The following is a 24895-nucleotide window of genomic DNA, read 5'->3' as shown; positions in this document are numbered from 1 at the left end:
TCTGAATTCCAGAGAAAGTTTGAGTCACATATCTAAATCGCATGCTTTAAACTAGATAAGCTACATCTTGAGAAGCGACTGTAACTAAAAAATCTAACCTTATATTTCCGGCGAATAAAATGAAATCTTAGACCGAGGTTTAGTATGAGTAATACAACCAAGTTATTGATGATTATTCTCATGGTTGTGACTGCAGTAGTAGTTGTACAACTGATTAATCAGCCTATGGGAGAAAAGGGAGCAGTACAGCAAGAAATAATTATGGGGAAGGGTTCTCTGGATGCATTCGTAAGTGAATCCCACAACTACGAAGACAGGTTTTTGTTTACCTATACCCCAAAAAATCCAGATTCCAGATTTAACTGCTACATGAGTTATGAGTTCAGGGAAAACGGAAATGCCCTCGAAAACGTTAGTGAAAAGTTTTACGAAAATGTCTCGGTTGAAAATCCGATTGTGCTCGAATTTCCAAGAAAGGAAAATTCTACCTATGAACTGAAAACTCTAATTGAGGATAAAAGCGGAATCAACCTGTATAAAAGCGAGATCAAAATTTCCCCGTCGACTATAGAGAATGAAACTGAGATTAAATAAAAAAGATGAACTCGAAATGAAACTGAAATTAAATAAAAAAGATAAGAGTTTGATAAAAAATGTTTGAATCCGTAGTTACCAGAAGGTTATGTATAAGTTGAAAAATAAAATCTACCTGCTTCTAGCAGCTATTTCTGGAATGAATCCTTTCCCAGCAGCCTTTTTGATTTTTCCGATATAACCTCTGGTCTAAAACTTTAAATTTATCTTTTCCTTTTCTTCCCAGTAAATCTTGAAATGAATCCGACTACTGCGGAAGCCAGTGCAGCTAAAGCGATTAACTTCTTTATACTGCGGAATATTCCAAACATCAAATCACCCCATCCTTAAAGTTCTCGCGTTTATTGCTACTATTATAGTACTCAGGCTCATTAGAACTGCACCCACGGCAGGGCTCAGTAAGATTCCATATCCATAGAGTATCCCTGCTGCAAGAGGAATTGCAAAAACGTTATATCCTGTTGCCCAGAGGAGGTTTTGATACATCTTGGAGTAAGTTTTCCTTGAAAGCCCGATAATATAAACTACATCTCTTGGGTCATTTTTTACCAGAACTATATCAGCAGTTTCGATTGCAACGTCCGTACCGGCTCCAATGGCTATTCCGACATCCGCCTGAGCCAAAGCAGGCGCATCGTTAACCCCGTCTCCGACCATGCCTGTGATGTACTGAGCCTGGACTTCTTTAACCTTTTCGGCTTTCTCATGAGGAAGGACTTCTGCAAAATAATCATCAAGCTCAAGCTCCCGGGCTACCCAGGCTGCCACATAACGGTTGTCCCCTGTAAGCATGATGCATCTGATTCCCATACCTTTAAGCCTCGAGATAGCCTCCCTCGATTCTTTCCTGATAATATCGGCAAGTGCAACAGCTCCAAGTACCTTATCTCCCTCAAGCAAGAACACGACAGTCTTTCCCTGCGCTTTGATTTCCTCAATCTTCTCGTTCTTGAGGGTAATCCCTTTTTCCTCAAGATAGCCAGGACTCACAACAAAGAACTTTTTTCCTTCAACCATACCCTGTATCCCTTTTCCTGGAATCGCACTGAATTCTTCAACAGGCTGGATTTTCAGCCCTTTTTCCCGTGCACTTTCCAGAATGCCTGTTGCAATAGGATGTTCCGAACTGGCTTCCAGAGAAGCAGCGAGGCTTAAAATTCTGTCATTATCCTCTCCAGTTCTGTTCTCTTCGCCTGAAAGAGAAACTACGTCTGTAACCCCAAACCGTCCTTCGGTTAGTGTACCGGTTTTGTCAAAAATGATAGCTTGAAGATTGCGTGCTTTTTCAAATGCCTGCCTGTCCCGAATAAGAAGACCGGATTTTGCGGCAAGGGATGTTGAAACTGCAACTACGAGAGGGATTGCAAGCCCCAGGGCGTGCGGGCAGGTAATAACCATTACAGTCACTGACCTTTCAAGCGCAAAGACAAGCTGTTGACCGAAAAGAATCCAGAGAATAAAGGTGAGAGTTCCTACAGTCAGGGCTATTATTGTGAGATAAAGGGCAGCTCGGTTTGCCAGATCCTGAGTTTTTGACTTGCTTTCCTGGGCAGTCCTGACAAGCTCAATAACCTGGCTGAGATAAGTATCCTTGCCGGTCTTTTCTACTCTGACAACAAAAGCTGCCTCCCCATTAATCGAGCCGCCAATAACTTCGCCTCCAGGGCTTTTTGTGACAGGTTTCGACTCCCCGGTAAGCATGGACTCGTTAACGCTGCTTGTCCCCTCAACAACTATCCCATCCACAGGCACCTTTTCTCCGGGCTTGATCAGAACTTCATCTCCGATTTTTAGCTTGTCAACCTCCACATCGACAAAGTCTCCATTTTTTTTCAGGTGGGCGACTGAAGGCATGATCCTTACAAGCTCTTCAAGGGCTCTTGAGGCTCCCATTACAGAACGCATCTCAAGCCAGTGCCCGAGCAGCATTACATCGATAAGGGTCACAAGCTCCCAGAAAAAGACCTCGCCATGCAGTCCAAAAACTACGGCAGAGCTGTAAAAATAAGCCACACTGATTGCAATGGCTATTAGGGTCATCATTCCGGGCGACTTTTCGGAAAGCTCCTCTTTTATCCCCCTGAGAAATGGGTACCCGCCATAAAAATAAACGACTGAGGAAAATAAGAAGGAGAGATAATCCGAACCCGGCACGCGAAGCTCAAAGTTGAAAAAATCCTGGATCGTAGGTGAAAGCAGCAAAACCGGGAAAGTCAACACTAAGGAAACAATAAATCTCTTTCTGAAATCTTCAAGCATATGGGCATGATGGTTTCCGTGTCCTTTCCCGCCGGCAGCTCCGTGACCCTCATGGTCCGTACCTTCATGTTTCATTTCTGCATATGGTTCGTGACCTTCGTGCTCCATTTCCACATGTGGCTCGTGACCTTTGTGTTCCATCTCACCATGTTGTCCGTGTTTCATCTCTGCCTGCTTCATCTCTTCGTGCTGCTCAGGGCTTCCATGTCCCATTTTTTCATGTTGTCCGTGATCCAACGATTTCTCTTCGGTACGCATTGTTTGATCCTCAGAATGTCCCTGATGTATCGTATTTCCCGCAGGTTTATTCCAAGAAGGTTTATTCTCACTTTCTCCATGAGATTCATAGGAATTCCCTGGCGCATCTCTTCCCGAGATATGACTTTTATTCATGAGAGGAGGATCATTACCTCAGTTCTAGAACTATCAGTATCTACTCCCCTCTTTTCAGCCTGCATATCTACCCAATTCCCCTGATTTTGATATTATTAAGTATTATAATTTCTAATATATTTGAAAATAAAAGAACCAAATATCCTGAGTCAGGAAGGATAAACCCTTTACGACCAGCCAGTCCAGAAGATTAATATCTAAAGGATAAAAAGCAGGAAAAACACGAGAAGAACACTCAAAATACTCTAAACAAACAAAGGAAAAAAGAACCAGAGCAAAGCTACTTTAAGCCATCCTGAAAGGGAAAATAAAAGAAAAGCATGCATATGATAGGATTTAACTGCTCTGCGCTTTCCGGATACCACTACGCACAGCAAGGACCAGAATAAAGAAAATAATGATGCTAAAGATCCCGATGAAAATGGCATCCCTAAAGGCTACATCCAGAGGAATGTGACTGATAGACCCGTAATCCTCAAGCAATACGGACATATTTTAATCTAAGTGCTCGGACATGATAAACTTATCTAATTGTCTTATACAGGAAAATAAATGCTTTAAAGTTTCAAAATTCAAAAATGCGCCATGCGCCATGCATAAATCTAAATTTACGGGTGAAACTTTCGTACATTTTAGGATTCTAAGTCATTTGGTTCCGTTTTTATAACAACGGTATGTGAACTGTAGTTAAGCTAAGAATAACCGATTTTCTGAGTCATACTTATCTCCACTGAGAACAGGTTATACAGGCTCTAACCCCTCGCTCCAAAAGTGAAGTTGAAAAAAGGAAAAGAAAAGAGAACATGGAGGGGATAACTTTCTCTTTTCTTATCAAAACATTAAACTTTCCTATTAATTAAAAAACTTTTGAGTGTTTATTTTACATTGTCATGAAGCTTCATTAGCTTAAAGGCGTGGTTGAAAAATAGAAGAAGTTAGAAACTCTTTATTCGTTTGTCTGGAGAGGAAGATTCCGGTTATGTGGGCTGCCTGCCTTAAATGTCTTGAGAAGTGCAGCATAAATCGGCAAGCAAGACTTCCTTATTTTCGATTCTCCATTGCGCGTACAATAATTTTGCTTAATTCGCGCAGCCACAGTGCCGAGCTTGCTACTGCCGCACAGAGCAGCCAGTCCCCAAGGCTAAGGCTAACGGTCGAAAATGCCTGCTGCAGAAACGGGATGTAAATTACTGCTACCTGCAGTAAGACGGACAACAGGACTGCTCCCCACAGCCATTTGTTTGAGAACAAACCGACGAATGCGCTCTGTTTATCCGAACGTGAATTGAAAACGACGAATAACGAAAAGAAGACCACTGTGTTAAAGGCCATTGTTTGCGCGTATTGCAGGCTGCCCGAACCCTCGATCAAACCCTCAGGTAAGCTGGCATCCAGTACTAGCAGAGTCCCAGCTGCCATGATTACGCCAGTAAAGATGATGCCTGTCCACATGCTGTGAGTTATCACTCCTTCTTCCCGCGGGCGTGGAGGCTCTCTCATTAATCCCGGGTCCGCAGGGTCAACCCCGAGAGCGAGCGCGGGTGGGCCGTCTGAAATAAGATTGATCCACAGAATCTGAGTAGCAAGTAATGGTAACACTATCCCGGTTCCGCCGTTGGCAGTTAATCCGATTACGTCTGCCAGCAGCAAGCCGAAGAACATTATCATTACTTCCCCGAGGTTTGATGAGAGCAGGTAACGTAAGAATTTGCGGATATTGGAAAAAATCGCTCTTCCCTCTTCGACAGCCCCCACAATAGTTGCGAAATTATCATCAGCAAGCACAACATCAGATGCCTCTTTGGAGACATCTGTTCCGGTAATACCCATTGCTATCCCTATATCGGCGGTTTTCAAAGCTGGTGCATCGTTGACACCATCACCCGTCATCGCCACGATAGCTCCTGTACGTTTTAATGCTTCCACGATTCGAAGTTTATGTTCCGGATTAACGCGGGCATAGACCGATACCGTTTGAACTGTCTGGTCAAGTTCCTCCTCCGACATCTTCTCAAGCTCAGTGCCTGTGACAGCCTTCCCGTGAGCTGGAATGCCGAGACTCTCAGCAATGACCGTAGCAGTTTTAGGATGGTCGCCTGTAATCATAATCGGGCGAACTCCTGCAGACATTGCGCGTGCAACTGCATCTTTTGCCTCACTGCGCGGCGGATCGATCATGCCGATCAATCCCAGGAAGACGAGCTCTTTCTCGACATCCTCATCAAGTCCCTCTTGCTCAAACGTAGCTTTTGACATCGTGCGAAAAGCAACAGCAATTGTCCGCAGAGCTTCACCTGCCAGTTCCTCGTTCTTCTTCAAGATCTCTGCACGGCGTTCCGCAGTAAGAGGTTTGATCTCTTCTCCTACAAGTTCCTGGGTACAGCGGGCAAGCAATACATCCGGTGCACCTTTGGTAAATGCAAGGAAGCGTTCCTTTTGCTCTGTATCAGTATGGACCGTACTCATCAGTTTACGTTCGGAGGAGAAAGGCACTTCTCCAATGCGTTCCAGCCGCGCATTGAGCACCTCAGCTTCCAGCCCGGCTTTACGTGCAGCTACTATCAATGCCCCTTCTGTTGGGTCGCCATACACCACCCACCGACCATTACGCTCATGTAGCACAGCATTGCTAGCCCTGTCGGCAGCTGCAAGTGTACGCACAAACTCGAACTCAAGTGCACCATCAATTTTCCCTCCACCTTCCCTGCGCACCTCACCTTCAGGAGCATAACCCGTACCTTCAAAATTAACTCGACCGCTTGCTGTAACTACTGCAAGTACTGTCATTTCGTTCTTTGTGAGGGTTCCTGTTTTGTCGGAGGCAATGACATTAGCCGAGCCGAGAGTCTCGACAGCTGCAAGGTGGCGCACTATGGCATTTTTCCGTGCCATACGCTGCACACCGAGTGAGAGGACAACTGTCACTACCGCGGGCAGGCTTTCCGGTACCGCCGCTACAGCAAGTGCCACACCTAAAATGAGCACGTCAAAAAGGGCTGAGAAGCCTCTTACATCTTCAATCAAGATGATTGTTGAGATTATCACGACAGCGATAGCAATAACAACAATTCCGAGCAGTTTGCCAACGCGGTGAAGCTCCTCCTGTAAAGGAGTGGTTTCTACTGGCGTTTCTTTAAGCATACCGGCAATGCGTCCCATTTCGGTTTGCATTCCAGTTGCTGTGACCACTGCACGCCCGTGTCCGTAGACAGCCACAGTGCCGCTAAAGATCATATTGTCCCGGTCGCCGAGCCCTACTTCTTCCGTAATCGTAAGATTGTCTTTTAAAACAGGAAGGCTCTCACCTGTCAGTGCTGCCTCGGCTGTTTGCAGTGCAGTTGATTGAATCACTCTAGCGTCTGCCGGGATAGTATTGCCTTCTTCGATGATTATAATGTCACCGGGTACGATATCAGTTGCCGGAATGCTCTGCCGTATCCCGTCCCGAAAAACGTTTGCTTGTGCTGCCGTCATCTGGCGCAGTGCAGCCATCGCTTCCTCAGCCCGTGACTGCTGAACGTAGCCCATGATCGCATTTAGCAGTACAACAGCAAAAATGGCAATGGCTTCATAAGGCAGTGCAGAATCGCGCTCATACAGCCATAATCCTGCCGAAATCAATGTTGCGATGAGCAACAGGATAACAAGCATGTCCTGGAACTGCGCCAGGAATTTTCTCCACGCAGGCACGGGCTTTTCTGCTGTCAATTCATTCTTGCCGTATCTTTCGAGCCGCGCCTGTGCTTCCTCTTTACTCAAGCCGTTTCGTGCATCCGTACCTAGCGCAGTTAATACTTCGTTAACCGACAGCCGATAAGGAACAATCTTATCATGTTCAATGGTCATGGAATTCATCTTTGATTCATTTAGCCGTCCCGGAGGCTTCACAAGTGCATTCGTCAGCAATTATGCAGTATTTATATATACTATTTACGCTGGACCCTGAAGTAATCTGTAGCCGCCATAGGTGCGGTTACCGTTCCCACTCGGGGTTCCCGAGTGATGAAAATACTTTTTCCAGCAGGTTAGCCTGAGGGATGTCTCATTCCAGCATGATTTTAAGATAAGACAGTATCTAAAATTCCCTTTTTTATCTCTATAATCCTTTTTTCTATAATCCTTATACCTGGTCTTCACATAAATTAATGATTTTTATAAAAATTTAGTTGTACTAATAGTGTATGAAAATTAGTAAGCCTCCTATAGATCTAATTTTCATGTATCCTGCAGGAATAAGGATAAGTTTCAATCAAAAAAAGAGGCTAGAAAAACTAATAACTTTAATGTAGTAACTTTGATGTCTGTTTTGCCTTAAAGCATGCGTTGAGAAAGAAATTTGAGAATTGACATTTCTTGATTGAGAATTATCATTTTTGATTGAGAATTAACATTTCTTGATATACTGTTCACTAATACAGGTTTCCTGTACAGAAGCTTTCTTCTTTTCTGCAGTACTTATCCCGAGAATTGCATAGGGAGTACAATGTCTGAGGATTGAGCTATAAAGCCCTGTAAAAGCTATACCCGCAACAATCCACTTCCAGGGAGATTTTCTCACAACTCCTGTTGACAGTGCGAGAGTTGCAAGTATTCCAAATACAGTCCGGAACAGGAGATCAAAGCCTCCTACATTTTCTTCCAGAAATAATTTCTTGAGATTCGTTGGACAAAACCCCCTTATAAACCCTATTACATACTAATAGAATCTTCAGTATATAGTATTATTCTGTTTCAGTTTGTGTTATGTTTGTATTATAAGAGTAATAAGTCTGCAATCATATTTGTGATATATTTGTACATTTTTGCGTTGTGTTTGTATTATGTAATCACTGAAGAATCTGCAGAGAGAATTACGTAGGATCCCCTGATAAAACTCGATGCCCAAAAATCACAAAATATATAACAAGAGATGGAAGGTTTCTATTATGCCTGAAATAAAAATTGACAGATCGATCTCATATCTCGAAGGCACACAGCGAGTATATGACGAAGCCACAACCCTAGAAAACACCAAAGATGAGATAAAAAAGACAGGCGTCACCCGAATTGCTGATATTACGAACCTGGACAGGCTTGGAATTCCGATTTTCTCGGCAATCCGTCCCAGTGCCGCAAAAGGAGCGATCAGTATTTACTCAGGCAAGGGTTCGACCGAGCAGAGAGCTCGAATCTCAGCAATAATGGAGAGCTTTGAACGCTGCTTGGCAGAAAGGCCTGGCTTGAACGCAGACATTGAAGACGGGATTTCAGCCCCTTCACTTGTGGAATCCTATAATGTCGCCAAAGAAAGCTATACAGTGATAGATCCAGCAACACTGCTTCTGCCCCAGCCCTATCTTCCCCAGTCCCTATGTGAGTGGGTTGGAGCATACGATTTGATCAACGGCGAAGAGGTGTTTGTAAGCGCAAATGCAGTTTACCATCCATATGACGCACCTGGACAGTGCCAGAAACTTTTCCTGAGCAACACAAATGGGCTGGCTTCCGGAAATGTGATTGAGGAAGCTATTCTCCATGGGCTGCTAGAGGTTATAGAAAGGGATGCAATCAGCATAGCGCAGTTTTCCCGCAACCTGGGAAAGGAAATCGTGCTGACTGAAGAGGATGGGTACCTGTATGAACTTTCCAGCAAATTCAAAAACGCAGGAATAGAACTCAAGGTCTGGCTGGTTCCGACCGATACCGGCATTCCCACAGTAATTGCGGTAACTGATGATGTAAAACTCAAAGACCCGGCTCTTCTTGTCATGGGGGCAGGCTCCCATCTGAAACCCGAAATTGCGGTTGCACGAGCAATAACTGAAGCTGCCCAGTCGCGGGTAGTCCAGATTCAGGGTGCAAGGGAAGATACGGATAGGGAAAGTTTCATCCGAAGTATTGGGTATGACCGTATGAAACGTTTGAACAAGTTCTGGTTCGAAGAAGGAGAAAAAATTTCACTTTCAGAAGTCCAGGATCTGTCCAAGAAAAGCCCTGCAGAGAACATTGATGTTGTACTCGAAAAACTTAAGGGCATTGCCGAGAGAGCGCTGGTAGTAGACCTCTCAAGAGAAGAGGTTAATGTGCCAGTCGTCCGTGTGATAATTCCTGGCTTTGAACTTTTCACCATTGATCGGGACAGGAAAGGAAAAAGGATCGGCTCCCAGAGAAAAAAAGAATTTTCCAGAGATAGAACTGAAAAGCCGTGGAAGAGACGATGAAAGCAAGAGCAGTAATCTTTACAGGCAATAGCATAAGCCATGAGGACGCAAGAAAAATCCTGAGGGCAAATTACCAGCCTCCTGTACGCAGGTTCCAACTTGAGAAATTCGTTCAAAAAGGGTATAAGGTCATAGGAATAATAGACGGGATATTTTTTGATAGGGCTGCTGTTGGGCACAGGGAGATTCTGTCAGCACTTAATGCAGGAATAAAGGTAGTAGGAGGCGCCAGCATGGGAGCTCTCCGAGCTTCTGAGCTTGATACCCATGGGATGATAGGTGTAGGAAAAATATATGAATGGTACAGAGACGGTGTTATCGAATCCGATGACGAGGTCGCAGTGAGCACAAACCCTGATACTTTCGAGCCCATTTCTGTGCCCCTTGTTAATATAAGGGAAACCCTGAAAGCTGCACTTGCCTCAGGTCTTTTGAGCAAAGAAGAACATAACGGTCTCCTGCAACTTGCGATTGACACTTACTACCCTGATAGGAGCTATCTGGGGCTTGTAAAAGAAGGAGCAAAAAGAGGATTGATCCCGGAAGAAAAGAAAAAAATTATTCTGGATTTCTGTACAAATAACGAGGTTGACGTAAAAAGGGAAGATGCAATTCTTGTGCTTGAAACCGTAAAAAAGCTCATTGAAGAAGCCTGAAGTCCATTTCAGGAATCTTAATCTCGTTTCCTCACTGATTTCGTATCAATTTTTTTAGCATTCTGAGTTCTATCTCCTTCTGTGTGCTACTGAATAATTATATACTAATGTATATGCTTTTTGCCTTCATGTGGACTTCTTCCTTTCCTTGGGAAACAAATGGATGAAAATTATTAATATGAACACATCAATATTCAGATAAAGAGTAAAATATTGTGATTAGAGCATAAAGCACAAGCTTGAAAGGTTCTAATTGCGATTTGTAGCTCTAAATTTACTGGAAGAACACAGACCTGTAGAAAGGATGGAAATCCAGAATACGGGAGCACAATCAAGAGATAATGAAATAGAAAATGAGGGGTAGTTATGGAAGGAAACATTAATGTCGTATCTAGTACTCCAAGAAAGATATTGATCGCTACAGATGGCTCAGAGACCGCAAATGAAGCCGCTGATTTTGCAATGGAAATGTTTGGGTGCAGTGGGGCAAAAGTGTACGCCGTGTATGTCATCGACACGACACCCTATCGGTCAATTTCGCTGGATAAGATATGGTCAAAAGAAACACTTGACGAATTCGAGAAAGCCGGGCAAGAAGCAACCTCTTATGTAGAGAAAATTGGAAAAGCTGCGGGAGTGGAGGTTGAAACCAGGGTACTAAGGGGGAACCCGGCAGAAAAGATTATGTCTTTTGCAGAAGACAATAATATCGATATGATTGTAGTGGGGTCACTTGGGAAAGGAGGATATGAAAGAATCGTACTTGGAAGTGTGTCCGAAAAAGTCGTAAGGCACGCGAAAGTTCCTGTGCTGGTTGTCCGGGAAAGGCACAAAAGTGAGAAGAAGTTGATACAGGCATAATCCCATTATGGGCATAATAAGCCCTGTGAGAGGATAAATAAAACAGCTGATTCTGAGTAGAGCTCTTGCCTACAGAATCAGCTCGTTAAAATTAATCAGCTTTAAAAGAGTAAGTGGGGAGAAGAGAGGGTATAGAGAGAGGCTGTACAGAAAGATCTTATTGCTACTGACGGCTCAGAGAATGGCATACAGGCAATAAGCGCAGGGATGGAAATTGCAAGGCTAAATCAGGAAAAGATCTATGCTTTGCATATTATTGATACCAGTAGTTATCCTTCAGTAAGGGAGATTCTTGATTTTGCAGAATAACAGGCTGTGAATATGATTGTTGTGGGCTAACTCGGGAAAAACGATTTTTGAATGTTTCCTGCCTAGAGGTGTATTCGAAGAAGCAGTGAGAAATGCAAAAATTCCGGTTCTTGCCGTGCATGGGAAACCACGTATGAAGCACGAAAATACGGAATCTGAATACAATAAATAGATTCTGGTATCAGCTCAATAATAAACTTAGAATATTGGGGGGTTAGGTATAGAGGAGAGCAGTGAACTTGAATCTGAGCCTCAAAAGAGAATCCTCATCGCTACTGACGGCTCAAAAGCCTGTGAAAACGTAGCGGATCTCGGGGTAGAGATTGCAAAGTTGAGTGGGGCGAAAATTTATGCCTTATACGTTATCGATTTAACTCCTTTTGGTTCAATTTTGATGGATGACTCGTGGGTAAAAAATGCCTGTGCAGAGCTTGAGAGAGTTGGCCGTGAAGCAATATGTTGTATAGAAAGGAATGCAAAAGCTGCAGGAGTAGAAGCTGCTCCCATAATCCTTAAAGGAAATCCTGCTGAAAAAATTCTGGATTTTGCAGAGAACCAGAAAGTTGACATGATTGTTATGGGTTCTACTGGGAAAAGCGGGATTAAACGTTTCATGCTTGGAAGCGTATCCGAAAAGGTTGTGAGGCACTCAAAAATCCCGGTACTTGTCGCACGTGAGAGGATTAAACCTGAGAGTTTCTTCAGTTATAGCAAGGAGAGTGAAAAAATCCCGACCAGTGCCGCTCGTGAGGAGACGCCGTGAAAAAATCAAGTTCAAGATAAGAAAGCTGGATCAAGAAGGGAACTTATAAAAAGAAACTTTATAGGGAAGATTTGAGCTTCGAAATAATCTTTTTGGAAAAAAGCTTAACCAAAAAATAGTGGTTGTGCATCAAACAGCCTCTGGAAAGGGAATAACAGACTCTGGAAAAGGAATAGTAGAATATATCTGCCAGTGGGCGAATTTAAGAATGGGGGAAAATCAATGTTGAAGGAGAAGATACAGGAAGCCCTGAATGAGCAGATCAATAAAGAAATGTATTCGTCTTATCTCTACCTTGCTATGTCAGCATATAGTTCATCGGTAGGGCTTCCGGGTTTCGCTCACTGGTTCAGAGTCCAGGCAGAAGAGGAATATATGCACGCAATGAGGCTTTTTGATTATATAAACAATCAGGATGGGAAAATTAAGCTGAAGGAGATCAAAGAGCCACCAGCGGGATTCGGAACAGCTGTGGAAATGTTCCATCAGGTGCTGGAGCATGAACAGTTTATCACTCGCTCAATCAATGAACTGGTAGAGCTTGCTAATGCTGAACAGGATGGGACTACGGCTTCATTTCTGCAGTGGTACGTTAAAGAGCAGGAAGAAGAGGAAGAAAACGTTAAAGAAATTATTGCCAAACTGAGGGGCATTGATAAAAATGAATATGTAATTTCCTCAGTTGATCAGGAACTGGCAAAAAGACCTGCTCTGAGATAACCTGTAAGAGAAAAAGTGAGGGGAAAAGAATCCCCGATTTCCAGAAAAGCAATTGCAGAAGAGAATAAATCTTTCATCAAGGTGTTCGGTCAAGTTTTAATAGATGGAGCCCGAAAAGCACAGATAAATGTTAAGCAACCTGGAACTCAATATCGTGAAAAAAAGCTTTGAATGGCTTTCTGCCCAAAAAATTGATTCAGTTAAAGAACTTTCAAGTACTTTATCCGCACACGCTCTCTGGGGGCTTCCCAATCCTTACATAATCCGTCTGATTATTGAATAGGAAAACGATGGTTCCTGGAGCTTTTCAATAAGAGATACTGCAAGAGCGTGCTCAGCCCTTTCAATGGAAGGAATTGTGTTTATGTCCTCAGTAAAATGGCTGCTTGCCAGAAAAAGAAAAAATTCCTGGAACAAGGATGTTTATGATACATCCTATGCCCTTGCAGCTCTTGCAGATACTGGAACTCAGGACAGAGACGGGTGCAACTGGCTATATGAGCACTATTGCCCTTCCTGGGAACAGGTAGGCACAACATCTCTCCTCATTACTGCTCTTAAAAAACAGGATAATCTGGCAAAAAGCAAAGACTTTGAGACTTTTATCCGGGAAAGAGCAGAATGGATCCTTTCAAAAAGAGCAAACGATGGCGGCTGGCAATACATCTCCACAAGCAATCTGGCAATTCAGGCTCTGCTCCTCACAGGCTTTAAAGATGAACTTGAACCCTCGATCCGCTGGCTCCTTAAAAATGTCCACGAAAATGGTTCTTGGGGAAATCAGACCGACGATGTAAACGCTACTGCACTGACTCTAAGCACCCTGGGGCTTTATAATAAGACTTGAAAAGGAAAAATTTGTCTTCCTTATTTTGTTATTTCCTTTCATTTATTTTCAGCGCACCCACCAGCTGTTATGTTTTTCAAGAGATCTTCATTGAGATCAGAAGTATCGTTATCCATCCATTCACCGTGTATTTAAAATACAAAAGTCTCAACATTTTTTATTCTCAATCTCCATTTTAAGTTCTTTATAACAATCTTTAAAAATTTCTTGATCCCCCTCATCGAATTCCAGAATCTCGAAATCAAACAATTCTGCAAATTCCCGAATAGAAGCGTCGAAATTTTCAGTGTATTTGAGCCCAGTATTAATCTTAGCAACTCTTTTGTAACCAAGCATTTCATGGGTCTTTTTCATTAATTCCAATGCTTTAGCAGGATCTTTATTTAGCTTATTCAGGTCAAGCAGTTCCCTCCATCCCTTGCTGTACATGGGAGTAAAGAGGTATGTTCCAGCATCACTGACACTTTTGAGTATCCTTAGATAATTCTTGACTCCTCCCACAGTAGCCCCTATGCAGTCATCCACAATCCTGTGATCTTTGTCTTTAAGAATACGGACCGGACATGAGATTGAACTATGTTCAAAGTCTTTTTCAACGTTCCCAAGTACATTCCCACATAGACCGTAAAAAAGCAATATCCCCGACGAAAAAGGAGCAAGGATCTCTATAGTTTCATATACCTTAATTTTTAACTCTTTAGGGCTTCTATGAAGACCCAACTCCATGAGATGTATCAAAATTCTATATTTCTTACATTCATTCTTGATTTCAGGAAAAGAGGAGATATCTTCCAGAGAGAGTACTTTATACTGAAGACCCGCTTTATCCAGTTTTTCAATAAACTCCTGAATATTTTTATTATCAACTATAATAATTTCATCAATAGAAGAATCATTTTCAAGAATCCAGACAATTTCGTCCTGCAGTATCTTGCATGAAATAATACTCATAGTAGACATTGGAATATCTCCTCAGAAATTATGTTACCTGTTTTTTGAGCAATGAATTGATCAAGGCTATGATATTATAAAATCAAAACCGCTGCGCCGCCTGACCACGTCGTTTTAGTTAAAGTATGGTTTTTGATCAAACTTTTTTTCTAAAAAGTTTGCGCTCAAGCTTTTTTTGAAGAGCTAGTGAAAAGGCTTACGGGGACTTAAAAATAAGTAAAAATCTATCCCGTAAATTAAGCCCTCTTGAGCGAAGCGAAAAGGGCAGCGTGCTGTTGCACTTGCAGTGCAACTCCCAGAAAATCGAAGATTTTCTGTGATCCCGAAGCGCAATTCGGGCGAGACGAGACTCAGGCGAAACAGGATACGGGAGTGCGACAACTATAAATAAGAATTGTGAATTCCTCTGGGATTTCACCAATAAACATATATATTAGACAATATTATTTTATAATACTGATTAAGATAATAAGATAACTATAACAGGAAGCAAAACGCTTTGTTAAACTTATTTTATCTAGGAGGAAACCTGATCATGTAGATCGAATGGACTCTAAATCCGTTCAGCCGGGTTAGATTCCCGGGGTTTCCGCCATATTTCTGAATCCCGGAATGGTAATGTGACATTCCACTGAAATATTTTATGAATCTGGAGATTTTTTCCCCAGAGCCTATAAATTGTTTCTTCTTCACGGAACCGCTTTTATTTCCGGGTAGCTGTTAGCAAATTACTGCTCCGTGCTTATTCAGTAAGCCGGGATTCTGAAATACTATTTCTTGGAGATCATCCGGGCTTTTAATTCACCAGGGGTGACACTATGGATAAAAAACCATTAGATGTTCTAATATCTGCGACCGGGCTCTGGATGTCCAGAACTGGCACACTCCACAAGATCAAGCATCACGAAGTCTCAAAAAGGAAAATCTATATTGAAATGGCGTGCGGAGACCGACTTGTTGTAAATAATTCAAGGAACAGCCGAACAGCCCGAGCATTCAGGCATCACAAGTACAGGAAAACCTGCAAGCACTGTAAGGTTTCGGATGAAGATATCAGCAATTTCCTCACAAAACCAGCCGAAAACAGTACAAGTGTGAAAGTTAAGGTGATTTCTACTCCGAAGGTAAAAAAAGCCATGCCAAAATCGGTCTCAAGGGCTCCAAAACCTCTGGAAACTTCTGTATCTGCACAGACCTCGGCGAATAAATCTGGATCTGTATCGGTACATGCAAAATCAGCTCCAAATTCATCTTCTTCTACATCAACACCTGCTCCTGCACTTACGCGGAGCCAGCTTGACAGGATTGAAGCCCTCCTGAGTCCTGAAGACAAAATTTCTCTGGATGCGGCAAAGCCTTTCAGGGAACTTGAGTCCGAACTGCTGGAAAGAAGAAAGGGAGATTTGCAGCGAATCTATGCCTATGAACGGGAAAATTATCTTGGAAAACTCGAACGCGATATTACGAAATTTTTCGTGGACAGGGGTTTTCTAGAGATCAAGTCTCCTATCCTTATTCCAGCAGAGTATGTCGAGAGAATGGGCATTGATAGCGACAGTGAACTTTCAAAGCAGGTTTTCAGGGTAGATAAAAATCTCTGCTTGAGACCAATGCTTGCCCCGAATCTCTATAATTATCTTCGGAAACTTGATAGGGTTCTGCCTGATCCGATAAAGATTTTTGAAATTGGTCCCTGTTACCGGAAGGAATCTGACGGCAAAGAGCATCTCGAAGAATTCACAATGCTGAATTTCTGTCAGATGGGCTCAGGTAGTACCCGGGAAAATCTTGAGGCTTTGATAAGGGAATTTCTGGATTACCTGGGAATCGATTTCGAGATCGTAGGGGATTCCTGTATGGTCTATGGGGACACCCTTGATGTAATGTACGGGGATCTGGAACTTTCGTCGGCAGTCGTCGGTCCAGTTCCTCTCGATAGGGAATGGGGCATTGACAAACCCTGGATAGGTGCAGGTTTTGGGCTTGAACGCTTGCTCAAGGTTATGCACGGCTTTAAAAACATTAAGAGAGCTGCAAGATCCGAATCTTACTATAACGGAATTTCGACCAGCCTCTAAGCTTGAACTCCAGTTGAAACCAGCCTGGAACAATTAAAGGCAGATCAGAGATATTAGAGCGCTGTTCCTTAAGAAAGGAACAAATGGCAATACTAAATGGCAAAAATAGAATTGCAGCATCGAACGGCAGAAAATGGGATGATTATCAGGATCACAAAACAAAATGGCAACACCGATCAAAAAAACAAAATGGCATATCGGACAACAAAAACAAAAATGGCAACATGAATAGAAAAACGGGTTAAGGAACAATACTGAATGGCAGCTCGACACCGAGTTTGTCGAAATGAATATTGGATATTTATGAGAGGGTGAAATTTTGATCCAGAAAATGGCAACTAATTTATTTGACAGGCTAGGAGAAAAAATCATTGAAGGTTACCAATTATCTGACGATGACCTGAGGACTCTGCTTTCCATTGAATCCGAAGAAGAACTGGAAAAAATTTATTCCGCAGCACGGGTAGTCAGAGATTTTTATTTCGGCAACAGAGTATTTCTTAATTGTTTCATCTATTTTTCCACTTATTGTAAGAATCAATGCTCTTTTTGCTACTATAACTGTAAAAACGAGATCAATCGTTATCGGTTAACCAAAGAAGAGATAAAAGAAACCTGCAAAGCCCTGAAAGGAGCAGGCTTTCATATGGTTGACCTAACCATGGGGGAAGATCCCTATTATTATGAGGATCCTGATAGGTTCATTGAGCTTATCCAGATAGTAAAAGAGGAACTAGGGCTTCCCATAATGATTTCTCCGGGCCTGATGGATAATAACACTCTTCTCAAAGCCAGGGAAAAAGGAGCAAACTTCCTGGCACTTTACCAGGAAACATATGATATCGAACTCTATAGAAAACTCAGGGTAGGACAGTCATTCGATGGACGTATCCATGCACGCCTTTTTGCTAAAGAACAGGGATACTGTATTGAAGATGGAATTCTCACAGGCGTTGGAAATGATATCGAGTCTACCATCCTGTCCTTAAGAGGGATGGGTGCCAACAATCCAGATATGGTACGGGTTATGACCTTCTTGCCCCAGAAAGGAACTCCACTTGAGGGTTTCAAGGATAAATCGAACCTCTCGGAACTGAAAATTATATCAGTACTTAGATTATTGTTCCCAAAACGCCTCATCCCTGCCTCCCTTGACATAGAAGGTATTGAAGGCATGGTTCAACGCTTAAACGCAGGGGCAAATATCGTTACTTCCATTCTTCCGCCGGATTCCAGACTGGAAGGCGTTGCAAACTATGACCGCAACCTTAAAGAGCGGGACCGGGACATAAAAAGCGTTATCCAGAAACTTGAATCCATTGGTATGGAACCTGCCAGGCAGGCGGACTTTGAGGCAATCCTGGGGTGCTAGCTTGAAAACGATCTGCCTTATAGGAGGGAAACTCCAGGGCTTCGAAGCTGCATATCTGTCTAAGAAAGCTGGAATGAAAGTTGTTCTAGTAGATAAAAATCCACAGGCTTTGATTCGAAATTATGTGGATGAATTTTATTGCTTTGATGTAGTAAAGGAGCACGAAAAACTTTTAACCCTCTTAAAAAGAGTTGACGCTTTGCTTCCTGTCAACGAAAATTTCGCCTGCATTGAATTTCTAAGTCATATAAAAGAAAAATTCTCTTGCCCGGTTCTTTTTGATTTTGAAGCTTACCGGATCAGCAGAGACAAGAAAAGATCAAAAGATTACTTTAAATCCATAGGAATCCCGACGCCACAGGACAACCCCTCAGAACCACCTTTTTTTGTAAAACCACCCTGCGAAAGCAGCAGTGTCGGAGCAAGGATAATTTATGATAAAAAAGAACTTGCAGCCCTTGAACCCGGCATGCTGGTTGAGGAATACGTTGAAGGTGAGGTTGTCTCCCTTGAAGTTGTAGGGGATGGAAATAATTTTGCCGTAGTAAAAGAGACTCAGGTCCATATCGACGAAACTTACGATTGTCATATGGTAACTTCTCTTCCTTCTGACCCTTCCTTCAGGCAGATTTCCCATGTTCTTGCAGCAAATCTTTCCCTCAAAGGGATTATGGATGTGGAAGCAATCTCCAGCCCTAAAGGGCTCAGGGTAATTGAGATCGATGCCCGCTTCCCAAGCCAGACCCCGACAGCCGTTTACCACTCTTCAGGGATTAACCTGATAGAGCTTCTTTTCCGAGCCTTTACTGATGGTATAGAGGAGATTAGGGTTCTCCCAAAAGATAATTACTGCATTTACGAGCACCTTATGCTCGATGAGAACAGAGTTCTTGTTCCTGTGGGGGAACAGGTACTTTCCATGGGCAGCGATTACGGGAATTTCTATGAGGAACCCGGCATCGAGATTTTCCTGTGCAAAGGGAAGAACCCGGTATTCACTCTGGTTTTCTGGGGCAAGGATAAGGAAGAAGCCGAGACACTAAAATGCAGAGGACTTTCCATTATCAAGGAACGCTTTGGAGCGGCTGCATAATGGAATAAAGAAGGATGCCGGAAAGGAAAAATTCGAAAGGAAGTTAAAAAACTGAAAAGAGAAAGGAAATTATGTTTTTCTAAAAACAGGAAATGGAGATAAAATGGCACTCTTAACCCCAGACGATCTGAGAGATATTAACAAACAACTTCAGGAAGCTGATTCTATTGTACGGAGAGTAACCGGACTTGACATAAAAGGCATCTGCAAAACCCTCTACGGCACCTCTCCGAATTCTGAAAAAATCGGTATCGTGCCTGTAACCGCAGGAAACGGCATAATAAAAAATTTTTCGGCTTCCCTGCATGCAATTACGCAGTACTTCGGATTTGACAGTTTTGTTACGGACATGTCAGATGTTAGCGGCTATTATGAAGCCGTTCGAAGCGGAGCCGATATTATCCTGATGGCAGATGATCACACCTTTCTTGCGCATAACCTGAAAAACGGAAAAATAGCCAACAACCAGCCCTCTACAGGCATAATCTATGCTGAAATCGCTTCCAGGAATCAGAAAACCGATTCAAAGGATGTACTGGTTGTGGGGCTCGGGAAGGTAGGTTTCCCCGGAGCAGTACACCTTGTGCACAAAGGTTTCAGGGTATATGGGTATGATACTGATAAAACCCTCCTGAAGCGAGCGGTTTCAAGCCTTGGAATTATTCCTTTCGACATTGAAAGCCCAAAAAGGTTTTCCACTATTTTTGAGGCGACCCCATGTGCAAACACGATCCCTGAAACTTTACTCTCAGAAAATTGTGTGCTTTCCACCCCTGGAATTCCCTGTGCAATCTCAGAAGAGCTTCGACTGAAATACAATGTACAACTTGTAATGGAGCCCCTGGGAATAGGAACTGCATCGATGTTGTATTCTGTGCTGTGACAACTGAATCCCGTCCCAGGAGGACAGAAATTGTATTCAGGCAGAGCCGAGTGAAGGAAAGGCAAGAATAAAAGAAAATTGGTGGGAATTTAATACCTACCGTGTTTATTTTGCTGTGATTTTGAGTTTTGTTAAGTCGATGGCACTCTCGGGGCAGACAGCGACACAGCGGCGGCAGCTTGTACCCAGGCATTTCTGGCTGTCATATTTTGCGACCCTTTTATTGTCGATTTCGAGGATTTCAAGAGCGGCTTCAGGGCATTCTTGTACGCATTTTTTACAATGGATGCATTTTTCCACAGGGACTTCAAGGATTATGCCTATTTCTTTGAGAATGGTAAGCCCTCCTGATCCTACCTGTTCGATGTCTTTGCTAACCCGCTTTTCGATGCTTACGTGTTCGAGAATTTTTGGAAGAGGAGGCAGACCGTAGAGTTCAAGCATCTCATTGTACATCTCAAGGGGCATTCCCATGGTCCAGTAGGAAAGTTCGCAGAGATAGAAGTTGTTGAAGGTCTCGCTAGTTGCCATCATGAGATGATTGGCAGTAATTTTTCTTGCAATGCTGATTATATCATCCAGTCTGGACTTATCCAGCACAAGTTCCCGTGCAAGTGCAAGCGAGGTATTTCCGAACTGGACAATTCTCTTTGCATAACCTGGGGCAGCTCCAAGTCTGCGGGCATCCTCAGCATCCACATAGGTTCCCGAAGCTCCTGACATATACGCATACTCAAGATCTTCGTACTTAATCCCGGACTCAACGATCATGGTCAGATGAGCAGCACGGATCGCCCCTATAGCTTTTCCGGCTTCCTCCACATCTTTTTCAGTGATCTCAATTCCTGGGCCAAGAATCAGTTTTCCATTCGGGAGTTTAGGAGGTTTTTCCATAAGCCCGCTTTTCAGCGCAAGCGCAAATGCCGATATAACGCCTGTACCCGTAATCCCTGCAGCCTCGTAGCCGAAAGATTCTTTTATTTCCCCTGTAACCGGGTGGATAATGTAAGCATTCTTCTTTTCCATTCCCCTGTCAAGAACCATAATTCTCCAGTACTCACCTTCGGGTTTTACGTCACATATCGCGCCAGGGCTTGCGAGCATGCCTGAGCTTATTCCCTGTCCTTCAATTGCAGGCCCGGCTGCCGCACTTGCTGTGATAATTCTGTCCCCGATTTTAAGAGCCATTTCAGCATTCGTCCCGTAATCCGTAACAAGTGAGATTTCGGGCTGAATAAGGAAGTCGGTCTCAAGCATCATTGCCAGGGCGTCAGCTCCAATCTCATGTTTAATTGCAGGAGGCACAATAATCTCACAATTGGGCAGGTCTTTTTCTACAAAAATCTCAGAAGCAGGAAAAATACGGGCGTCTCTTTTTACATTTTGTACTCCAAGCTTTTTTTGCTTATTTTCACCTGCATAAGCCAGATCCCTTATTTCCATATTCTGGAAAAGGGATAACTGAATAGGATTTCCACATACTGCCAGCCGTTCTACCTTAGAAAGGTCAACATCGAATTTCCGAAACATCCTTCTGATAGTTTCAAGAATTACCGCATGAGCCACGTCTTCGCCTGTTGTAATTGCAAAGTCCAGGTGGTCCATAACATTTCCCCCTGGAAGGGGGTGTCCCATGGTTATTACCGTTTTTAGTGTTTCTTTCGTTTCAAGGTCGATAAGCTGGGCTCTAAAGCCGCTGGTACCCAGATCAAGGGCTATTCCATACATTTTTCAGATCCTCCGGGATACAAAATTGTGGGGCATCAGGCAACATATAACAGCCCCATAAAGAATGGAATATGGTTTCAATTTCTTAATTTTGATTTGGTGTAATCTTGTAATTTTAGTTTAATAATTTAGTTTCGTTATTTTTAGAAGAGTGAAGGAGAATTCTCACCAACGAAGTGGTAGGGCGAATTCGTCAACCCTTTTAGGATGCATCCACTGATGACGTTTTTTGAGCTTGTAAACCTGTACTTTATTGTCAGTTCCCTGTTTTAAAAGTTGGAAAATACTGCAAAGGTCAATCAGACTTTGCTCTGAACCTAAGTATAGGGTTTTGTAGAGAAGTTCGATAAAATTTGCAGCGGTGAAAGCGAGTACCGATAAATTGGGGGTTCCATGGCAGTATAGCCTCGATTGAAATACTGTACCTGCCTGCCAATTTATTGGCAGAAACTGTCATTTTCTAATACTGAAACTGTCATTTTTTAATATTATGTAATTCCGAATTCGATATAATGCGGAAAAGAATAATGACAATTTTAGAACTTATGAATTATATAAACTTGAGATATATAAACTATTACTAATACTCCTATCAAACACTTACTAATGGTTAGAGAATATAGATGGCTTGTTATCAAATTACTGTAATTTGTCAAATCTTTTATTCTTAAGAATTCTTCAATCTATACTCGTTAATTTTTTACAGAGGTAGCTTGCCATAAGACCATCATATTTAGCAAATTCAATACAAAATCCCGCATTTTTTAGAAGACCTTCCATAATCCAATCCAGCGTTGAAAATTCTTCTCTTATGTGGATTTCCATTTCTTTAGCAAACTTGTCCCCAAGGGATCCCTTCAGATCAGTTATGATTTTACTGAAGAAGTCTTCATAATCCAGAATCAGTGAAGGGAATACGACATCACGCAAATAGAGTCTTCCCCCTCCTTTCAACATTCCGTAGATTTTTTTCAGAGCTATCATCTTCCAGTAGTCTGGAAGATGATGTAAAGCTAACTGAGTGACAACTGCATCAAACGGTTCATCATGATTTTCATATGTTAAAAAACCGGCATTATGAAATTCTATATTCGTTTTCTTCTGGCTTTCAGCCTTAGTTTTTGCAAAATAGATCATAGTCCTCGAAACATCAATAGCCACAACTTTTTTGCAGTGTCCTGAAAGCTTGAGCGCCAGTTCCCCGGTTCCGGTTCCAATCTCAAGAACCAGATCCATATTCTTTATTTTGAGAAGTTCCAAAATTCCTTTAGCCTCGTTTTCAATGTCTCTCAGTTTTTGCATATTTAAATCGTAAGTCTCTACCTCTTTGAGATCGGTATAATCTACTCCAATTTGTTTGAATTCATTATAATACCATCCTGGATTCTGGGGCATATCGGTTCCTTCTTAATATATAGCTCGTTACCTTAGTTTGTGACAAATTACCTTATTCTTTTACCAATTACAAAAAATTTTGCTGAGAGGAGAAAAACATGCTATCAATCCTATTCGGAGATGTTTCACTTGTTGAATTTGAAAATAGAAAGAATGTTCCTTTTGCGCTCTTTAATCGCAAACAGTAATTAATTTTAGTCCCCAGGAATCAAAAAACAAGAATCAAAAAACAAGAATCAAAGTAGGAAACTATCACATATTTTAAGCTTTTTGTCCAGCAGTTGAGAACAAAACAAGTTTACTTGTTTTAAAGAAATTTTCAGCTAATCTCGATTATTTAATTAGTATTTTTTATAATGTGTCCTTTTATTAAAGAATAATAATACATATCTATTTATACTAGGGATTTTTGAAATTAATTCCGTTTATAAACTTAGAGAGGGTTTATAGATGACAGAACACACCCCAAAAGAAAGATTATACCGTGCATTAAGGAAACAGCCGATTGACAGAATGCCAGCTGTCTGTTTCACTCAGACTGCAACTGTTGAACAGATGGAAGCTTGCGGAGCCTACTGGCCAGAAGCTCATTCCGACGCAGAAAAAATGGCAACTCTTGCGGAAGCAGGGCACACTGTAATAGGTTTTGAAGCTGTCAGAGTTCCCTTTGACATCACAGCTGAAGCTGAACTTTTTGGCTGTGGGATTAAAGCCGGAGATCAGAAACAGCAGCCTTCTGTAATCAAACACAGTGTCAACAATATGGAAGATCTGGATAAGATAAGGAATTACAGCCTGAAAGAAGGCAGAGTTGGAGTAATCCTTGAAGCTATCAAGATCCTTTCTGACAAATACGGAAAAGAACTCCCTATAATAGGATCCATGATTGGTCCCTTCTCTCTTGCCCAGCACATCAATGGAGATGCCTGGTTTACCAATCTGTTCACAGGGGAAGAAATTGTCCCTGCACTCCTGGAGTTCTGCTCGGACTTCAACGTAGCATATGCAAAAGCAATGGTTGAAAATGGCGCAGATACTATAGTCATTATTGACCCGACCGCAAGCTATGAGCTTATCGGTGGAGAGTTCTACGAGAAGTATGCCCTGCCCTATCAGAAGAAGATAGTTGACGCAATGAAAGAACTCGATGTGGCTACAGTTCTCCACATTTGCGGAGACACAACCAAGGGTCTTGGGATTATGGATAAGACCGGCGTAAACGGAATCAGCGTAGACCAGAGAGTAGACATCAAGACCGCAGTCGGCAGCGTTGAGAACGCAATTATTGTAGGCAATATTGATCCTGTAGCCGTACTCTGGAATGGAACTCCTGAAGATGTCGCCGAAGCCTCAAAGAAAGCACTCGACGCAGGTGTCGGGCTGCTTACAGTTGGCTGCGGAATTGTCAGCATGACTCCAACTGCCAACCTCCAGAAAATGGTCGAGTGCGCAAAAAGCCACAAGTACTGAAGATATTGCTGAACAGATCCAGGATACTGAGAAATATATTGGATACTGAGAATGTACTTGATTGAGAGAAATAAGCTACCGGCTTTAAAGCCGGTCTCATTTTTTTAACAGCTTTTCGAAAGCTGTTTCGTGTCTAACTTGCTCTTACTCGTCAATTCTGTATTTTCAGGGAAAACACATATTCTGTCGCCCACGTCAAATCTGCTACTTAAAGATTTCCTTTTAGAAAGATTTGAAGAACCTGAATTTTAAAGTTAGGGCTTGTACATATTGAAATAAATCGCTGTAGCTTGGAACTCTAATATTTAAATTTTTTGTTCTTA

23 protein-coding genes are annotated in these 24895 nt (G+C 42.4%); 16 read left to right on the top strand and 7 right to left on the bottom strand.

Annotated elements, in window-relative coordinates; genetic code table 11:
• Positions 1-144: 144 nt before the first annotated feature.
• Positions 145-594, top strand: coding sequence for a hypothetical protein (locus MSTHT_RS10290; RefSeq protein WP_148704429.1), 450 nt, complete (start codon positions 145-147; stop codon positions 592-594).
• A gap of 315 nt (positions 595-909) precedes the next feature.
• Here the strand turns inward: MSTHT_RS10290 and MSTHT_RS10285 are convergent, their stop codons facing one another.
• The 4 genes from MSTHT_RS10285 to MSTHT_RS10275 all read right to left on the bottom strand — a co-directional run bounded on the left by MSTHT_RS10285 (position 910) and on the right by MSTHT_RS10275 (position 7888).
• On the bottom strand, positions 910-3246 hold the full coding sequence (locus tag MSTHT_RS10285; protein ID WP_231588073.1) for a heavy metal translocating P-type ATPase: 2337 nt from the start codon (positions 3244-3246) through the stop codon (positions 910-912).
• 336 nt (positions 3247-3582) lie between these two features.
• Positions 3583-3738 carry a hypothetical protein gene (locus MSTHT_RS14575; protein ID WP_156149748.1) on the bottom strand — a complete coding sequence of 52 codons (156 nt, stop codon included), beginning with the start codon at positions 3736-3738 and terminating at the stop codon, positions 3583-3585.
• Positions 3739-4287: 549 nt separating this feature from the next.
• Positions 4288-7152, bottom strand: coding sequence for a cation-translocating P-type ATPase (locus MSTHT_RS10280; protein ID WP_231588072.1), 2865 nt, complete (start codon positions 7150-7152; stop codon positions 4288-4290).
• 478 nt (positions 7153-7630) lie between these two features.
• On the bottom strand, positions 7631-7888 hold the full coding sequence (locus MSTHT_RS10275) for a YgaP family membrane protein (protein ID WP_259274564.1): 258 nt from the start codon (positions 7886-7888) through the stop codon (positions 7631-7633).
• Positions 7889-8171: 283 nt separating this feature from the next.
• Here MSTHT_RS10275 and MSTHT_RS10270 point away from each other — a divergent pair, with 283 nt between their 5' ends.
• The 8 genes from MSTHT_RS10270 to MSTHT_RS10245 all read left to right on the top strand — a co-directional run bounded on the left by MSTHT_RS10270 (position 8172) and on the right by MSTHT_RS10245 (position 13602).
• A complete protein-coding gene (locus tag MSTHT_RS10270) occupies positions 8172-9446 on the top strand; it encodes a YcaO-related McrA-glycine thioamidation protein (protein ID WP_048167701.1) in 1275 nt (424 codons plus the stop codon).
• On the top strand, positions 9443-10102 hold the full coding sequence (locus tag MSTHT_RS10265) for a TfuA-related McrA-glycine thioamidation protein (RefSeq protein ID WP_231588071.1): 660 nt from the start codon (positions 9443-9445) through the stop codon (positions 10100-10102). Before MSTHT_RS10270 ends, MSTHT_RS10265 begins: the two co-directional genes overlap by 4 nt.
• 366 nt (positions 10103-10468) lie before the next feature.
• Entirely contained in the window at positions 10469-10963 is a 495-nt protein-coding gene (locus MSTHT_RS10260; protein WP_048167699.1) for a universal stress protein, read from the top strand.
• Positions 10964-11170: 207 nt separating this feature from the next.
• Positions 11171-11272, top strand: a complete 102-nt coding sequence (locus MSTHT_RS15210; protein WP_231588070.1) for a hypothetical protein — start codon at positions 11171-11173, stop codon at positions 11270-11272.
• A gap of 205 nt (positions 11273-11477) precedes the next feature.
• The gene (locus MSTHT_RS10255; RefSeq protein WP_310572485.1) at positions 11478-12035 is read left to right on the top strand and encodes a universal stress protein; all 558 of its coding nucleotides are present in this window, start codon (positions 11478-11480) and stop codon (positions 12033-12035) included.
• Positions 12036-12257: 222 nt separating this feature from the next.
• Positions 12258-12755: a ferritin gene (locus MSTHT_RS10250; RefSeq protein ID WP_048167697.1), complete on the top strand. Its 498-nt coding sequence runs from the start codon at positions 12258-12260 to the stop codon at positions 12753-12755.
• Between the two features lie 15 nt (positions 12756-12770).
• On the top strand, positions 12771-12926 hold the full coding sequence (locus MSTHT_RS14825; protein ID WP_181952228.1) for a hypothetical protein: 156 nt from the start codon (positions 12771-12773) through the stop codon (positions 12924-12926).
• 193 nt (positions 12927-13119) lie between these two features.
• Positions 13120-13602, top strand: coding sequence for a prenyltransferase/squalene oxidase repeat-containing protein (locus MSTHT_RS10245; RefSeq protein ID WP_231588069.1), 483 nt, complete (start codon positions 13120-13122; stop codon positions 13600-13602).
• 147 nt (positions 13603-13749) lie between these two features.
• On the opposite strand, the gene MSTHT_RS10240 is transcribed toward MSTHT_RS10245, so the two are convergent.
• Positions 13750-14562, bottom strand: coding sequence for a DUF1638 domain-containing protein (locus tag MSTHT_RS10240; RefSeq protein ID WP_048167696.1), 813 nt, complete (start codon positions 14560-14562; stop codon positions 13750-13752).
• A gap of 237 nt (positions 14563-14799) precedes the next feature.
• Between MSTHT_RS10240 and MSTHT_RS14565 the strand changes: the two genes are divergently transcribed.
• The 6 genes from MSTHT_RS14565 to pylD all read left to right on the top strand — a co-directional run bounded on the left by MSTHT_RS14565 (position 14800) and on the right by pylD (position 19979).
• Positions 14800-14940, top strand: coding sequence for a hypothetical protein (locus tag MSTHT_RS14565; protein ID WP_156149747.1), 141 nt, complete (start codon positions 14800-14802; stop codon positions 14938-14940).
• A gap of 431 nt (positions 14941-15371) precedes the next feature.
• Complete coding sequence (gene pylS, locus MSTHT_RS10235; RefSeq protein WP_048167695.1) at positions 15372-16631, top strand: pyrrolysine--tRNA(Pyl) ligase; 1260 nt, start codon at positions 15372-15374, stop codon at positions 16629-16631.
• A gap of 83 nt (positions 16632-16714) precedes the next feature.
• Positions 16715-16876 carry a hypothetical protein gene (locus tag MSTHT_RS14560; protein WP_156149746.1) on the top strand — a complete coding sequence of 54 codons (162 nt, stop codon included), beginning with the start codon at positions 16715-16717 and terminating at the stop codon, positions 16874-16876.
• A 74-nt stretch (positions 16877-16950) separates the two neighbouring features.
• Positions 16951-18003, top strand: coding sequence for a methylornithine synthase PylB (pylB, locus tag MSTHT_RS10230; RefSeq protein ID WP_048167694.1), 1053 nt, complete (start codon positions 16951-16953; stop codon positions 18001-18003).
• A 1-nt stretch (position 18004) separates the two neighbouring features.
• The gene (pylC, locus tag MSTHT_RS10225) at positions 18005-19096 is read left to right on the top strand and encodes a 3-methylornithine--L-lysine ligase PylC (RefSeq protein ID WP_181952222.1); all 1092 of its coding nucleotides are present in this window, start codon (positions 18005-18007) and stop codon (positions 19094-19096) included.
• 103 nt (positions 19097-19199) lie between these two features.
• Entirely contained in the window at positions 19200-19979 is a 780-nt protein-coding gene (gene pylD / locus MSTHT_RS10220; protein WP_048167692.1) for a 3-methylornithyl-N6-L-lysine dehydrogenase PylD, read from the top strand.
• Between the two features lie 105 nt (positions 19980-20084).
• On the opposite strand, the gene MSTHT_RS10215 is transcribed toward pylD, so the two are convergent.
• Positions 20085-21707 (bottom strand): methylamine methyltransferase corrinoid protein reductive activase, encoded by a 1623-nt coding sequence (locus MSTHT_RS10215; RefSeq protein ID WP_048167691.1) that lies wholly within the window; start codon positions 21705-21707, stop codon positions 20085-20087.
• A gap of 678 nt (positions 21708-22385) precedes the next feature.
• Positions 22386-23102 carry a class I SAM-dependent methyltransferase gene (locus MSTHT_RS10210; RefSeq protein WP_048167690.1) on the bottom strand — a complete coding sequence of 239 codons (717 nt, stop codon included), beginning with the start codon at positions 23100-23102 and terminating at the stop codon, positions 22386-22388.
• 450 nt (positions 23103-23552) lie between these two features.
• Here MSTHT_RS10210 and mtbA point away from each other — a divergent pair, with 450 nt between their 5' ends.
• Positions 23553-24572 carry a methylcobamide:CoM methyltransferase MtbA gene (gene mtbA / locus MSTHT_RS10205; protein ID WP_048167689.1) on the top strand — a complete coding sequence of 340 codons (1020 nt, stop codon included), beginning with the start codon at positions 23553-23555 and terminating at the stop codon, positions 24570-24572.
• Positions 24573-24895: the final 323 nt, after the last annotated feature.

Origin of the sequence: Methanosarcina thermophila TM-1 (assembly GCF_000969885.1) — an archaeon.
GTDB lineage: Archaea > Halobacteriota > Methanosarcinia > Methanosarcinales > Methanosarcinaceae > Methanosarcina > Methanosarcina thermophila.
Note: the sequence above shows the minus strand (reverse complement) of the source record. Positions and strands in the feature narration are given on the sequence as shown.

Bases quoted from the DNA above. Each gene is read 5' to 3' on its own strand.
- MSTHT_RS10290 (WP_148704429.1), top strand. From the start codon at position 145: ATGAGTAATACAACCAAGTTATTGATGATTATTCTCATGGTTGTGACT.
- MSTHT_RS15210 (WP_231588070.1), top strand. From the start codon at position 11,171: ATGGAAATTGCAAGGCTAAATCAGGAAAAGATCTATGCTTTGCATATT.
- MSTHT_RS10285 (WP_231588073.1), bottom strand. From the start codon at position 3,246: ATGAATAAAAGTCATATCTCGGGAAGAGATGCGCCAGGGAATTCCTAT.
- MSTHT_RS10270 (WP_048167701.1), top strand. From the start codon at position 8,172: ATGCCTGAAATAAAAATTGACAGATCGATCTCATATCTCGAAGGCACA.
- MSTHT_RS14575 (WP_156149748.1), bottom strand. From the start codon at position 3,738: ATGTCCGTATTGCTTGAGGATTACGGGTCTATCAGTCACATTCCTCTG.
- pylS (WP_048167695.1), top strand. From the start codon at position 15,372: ATGGATAAAAAACCATTAGATGTTCTAATATCTGCGACCGGGCTCTGG.
- MSTHT_RS10245 (WP_231588069.1), top strand. From the start codon at position 13,120: ATGTCCTCAGTAAAATGGCTGCTTGCCAGAAAAAGAAAAAATTCCTGG.
- MSTHT_RS10210 (WP_048167690.1), bottom strand. From the start codon at position 23,102: ATGCCCCAGAATCCAGGATGGTATTATAATGAATTCAAACAAATTGGA.
- MSTHT_RS10265 (WP_231588071.1), top strand. From the start codon at position 9,443: ATGAAAGCAAGAGCAGTAATCTTTACAGGCAATAGCATAAGCCATGAG.
- MSTHT_RS14560 (WP_156149746.1), top strand. From the start codon at position 16,715: ATGGCAATACTAAATGGCAAAAATAGAATTGCAGCATCGAACGGCAGA.
- MSTHT_RS10240 (WP_048167696.1), bottom strand. From the start codon at position 14,562: ATGTCTACTATGAGTATTATTTCATGCAAGATACTGCAGGACGAAATT.
- MSTHT_RS10260 (WP_048167699.1), top strand. From the start codon at position 10,469: ATGGAAGGAAACATTAATGTCGTATCTAGTACTCCAAGAAAGATATTG.
- mtbA (WP_048167689.1), top strand. From the start codon at position 23,553: ATGACAGAACACACCCCAAAAGAAAGATTATACCGTGCATTAAGGAAA.
- pylD (WP_048167692.1), top strand. From the start codon at position 19,200: ATGGCACTCTTAACCCCAGACGATCTGAGAGATATTAACAAACAACTT.
- MSTHT_RS10215 (WP_048167691.1), bottom strand. From the start codon at position 21,707: ATGTATGGAATAGCCCTTGATCTGGGTACCAGCGGCTTTAGAGCCCAG.
- MSTHT_RS10250 (WP_048167697.1), top strand. From the start codon at position 12,258: ATGTTGAAGGAGAAGATACAGGAAGCCCTGAATGAGCAGATCAATAAA.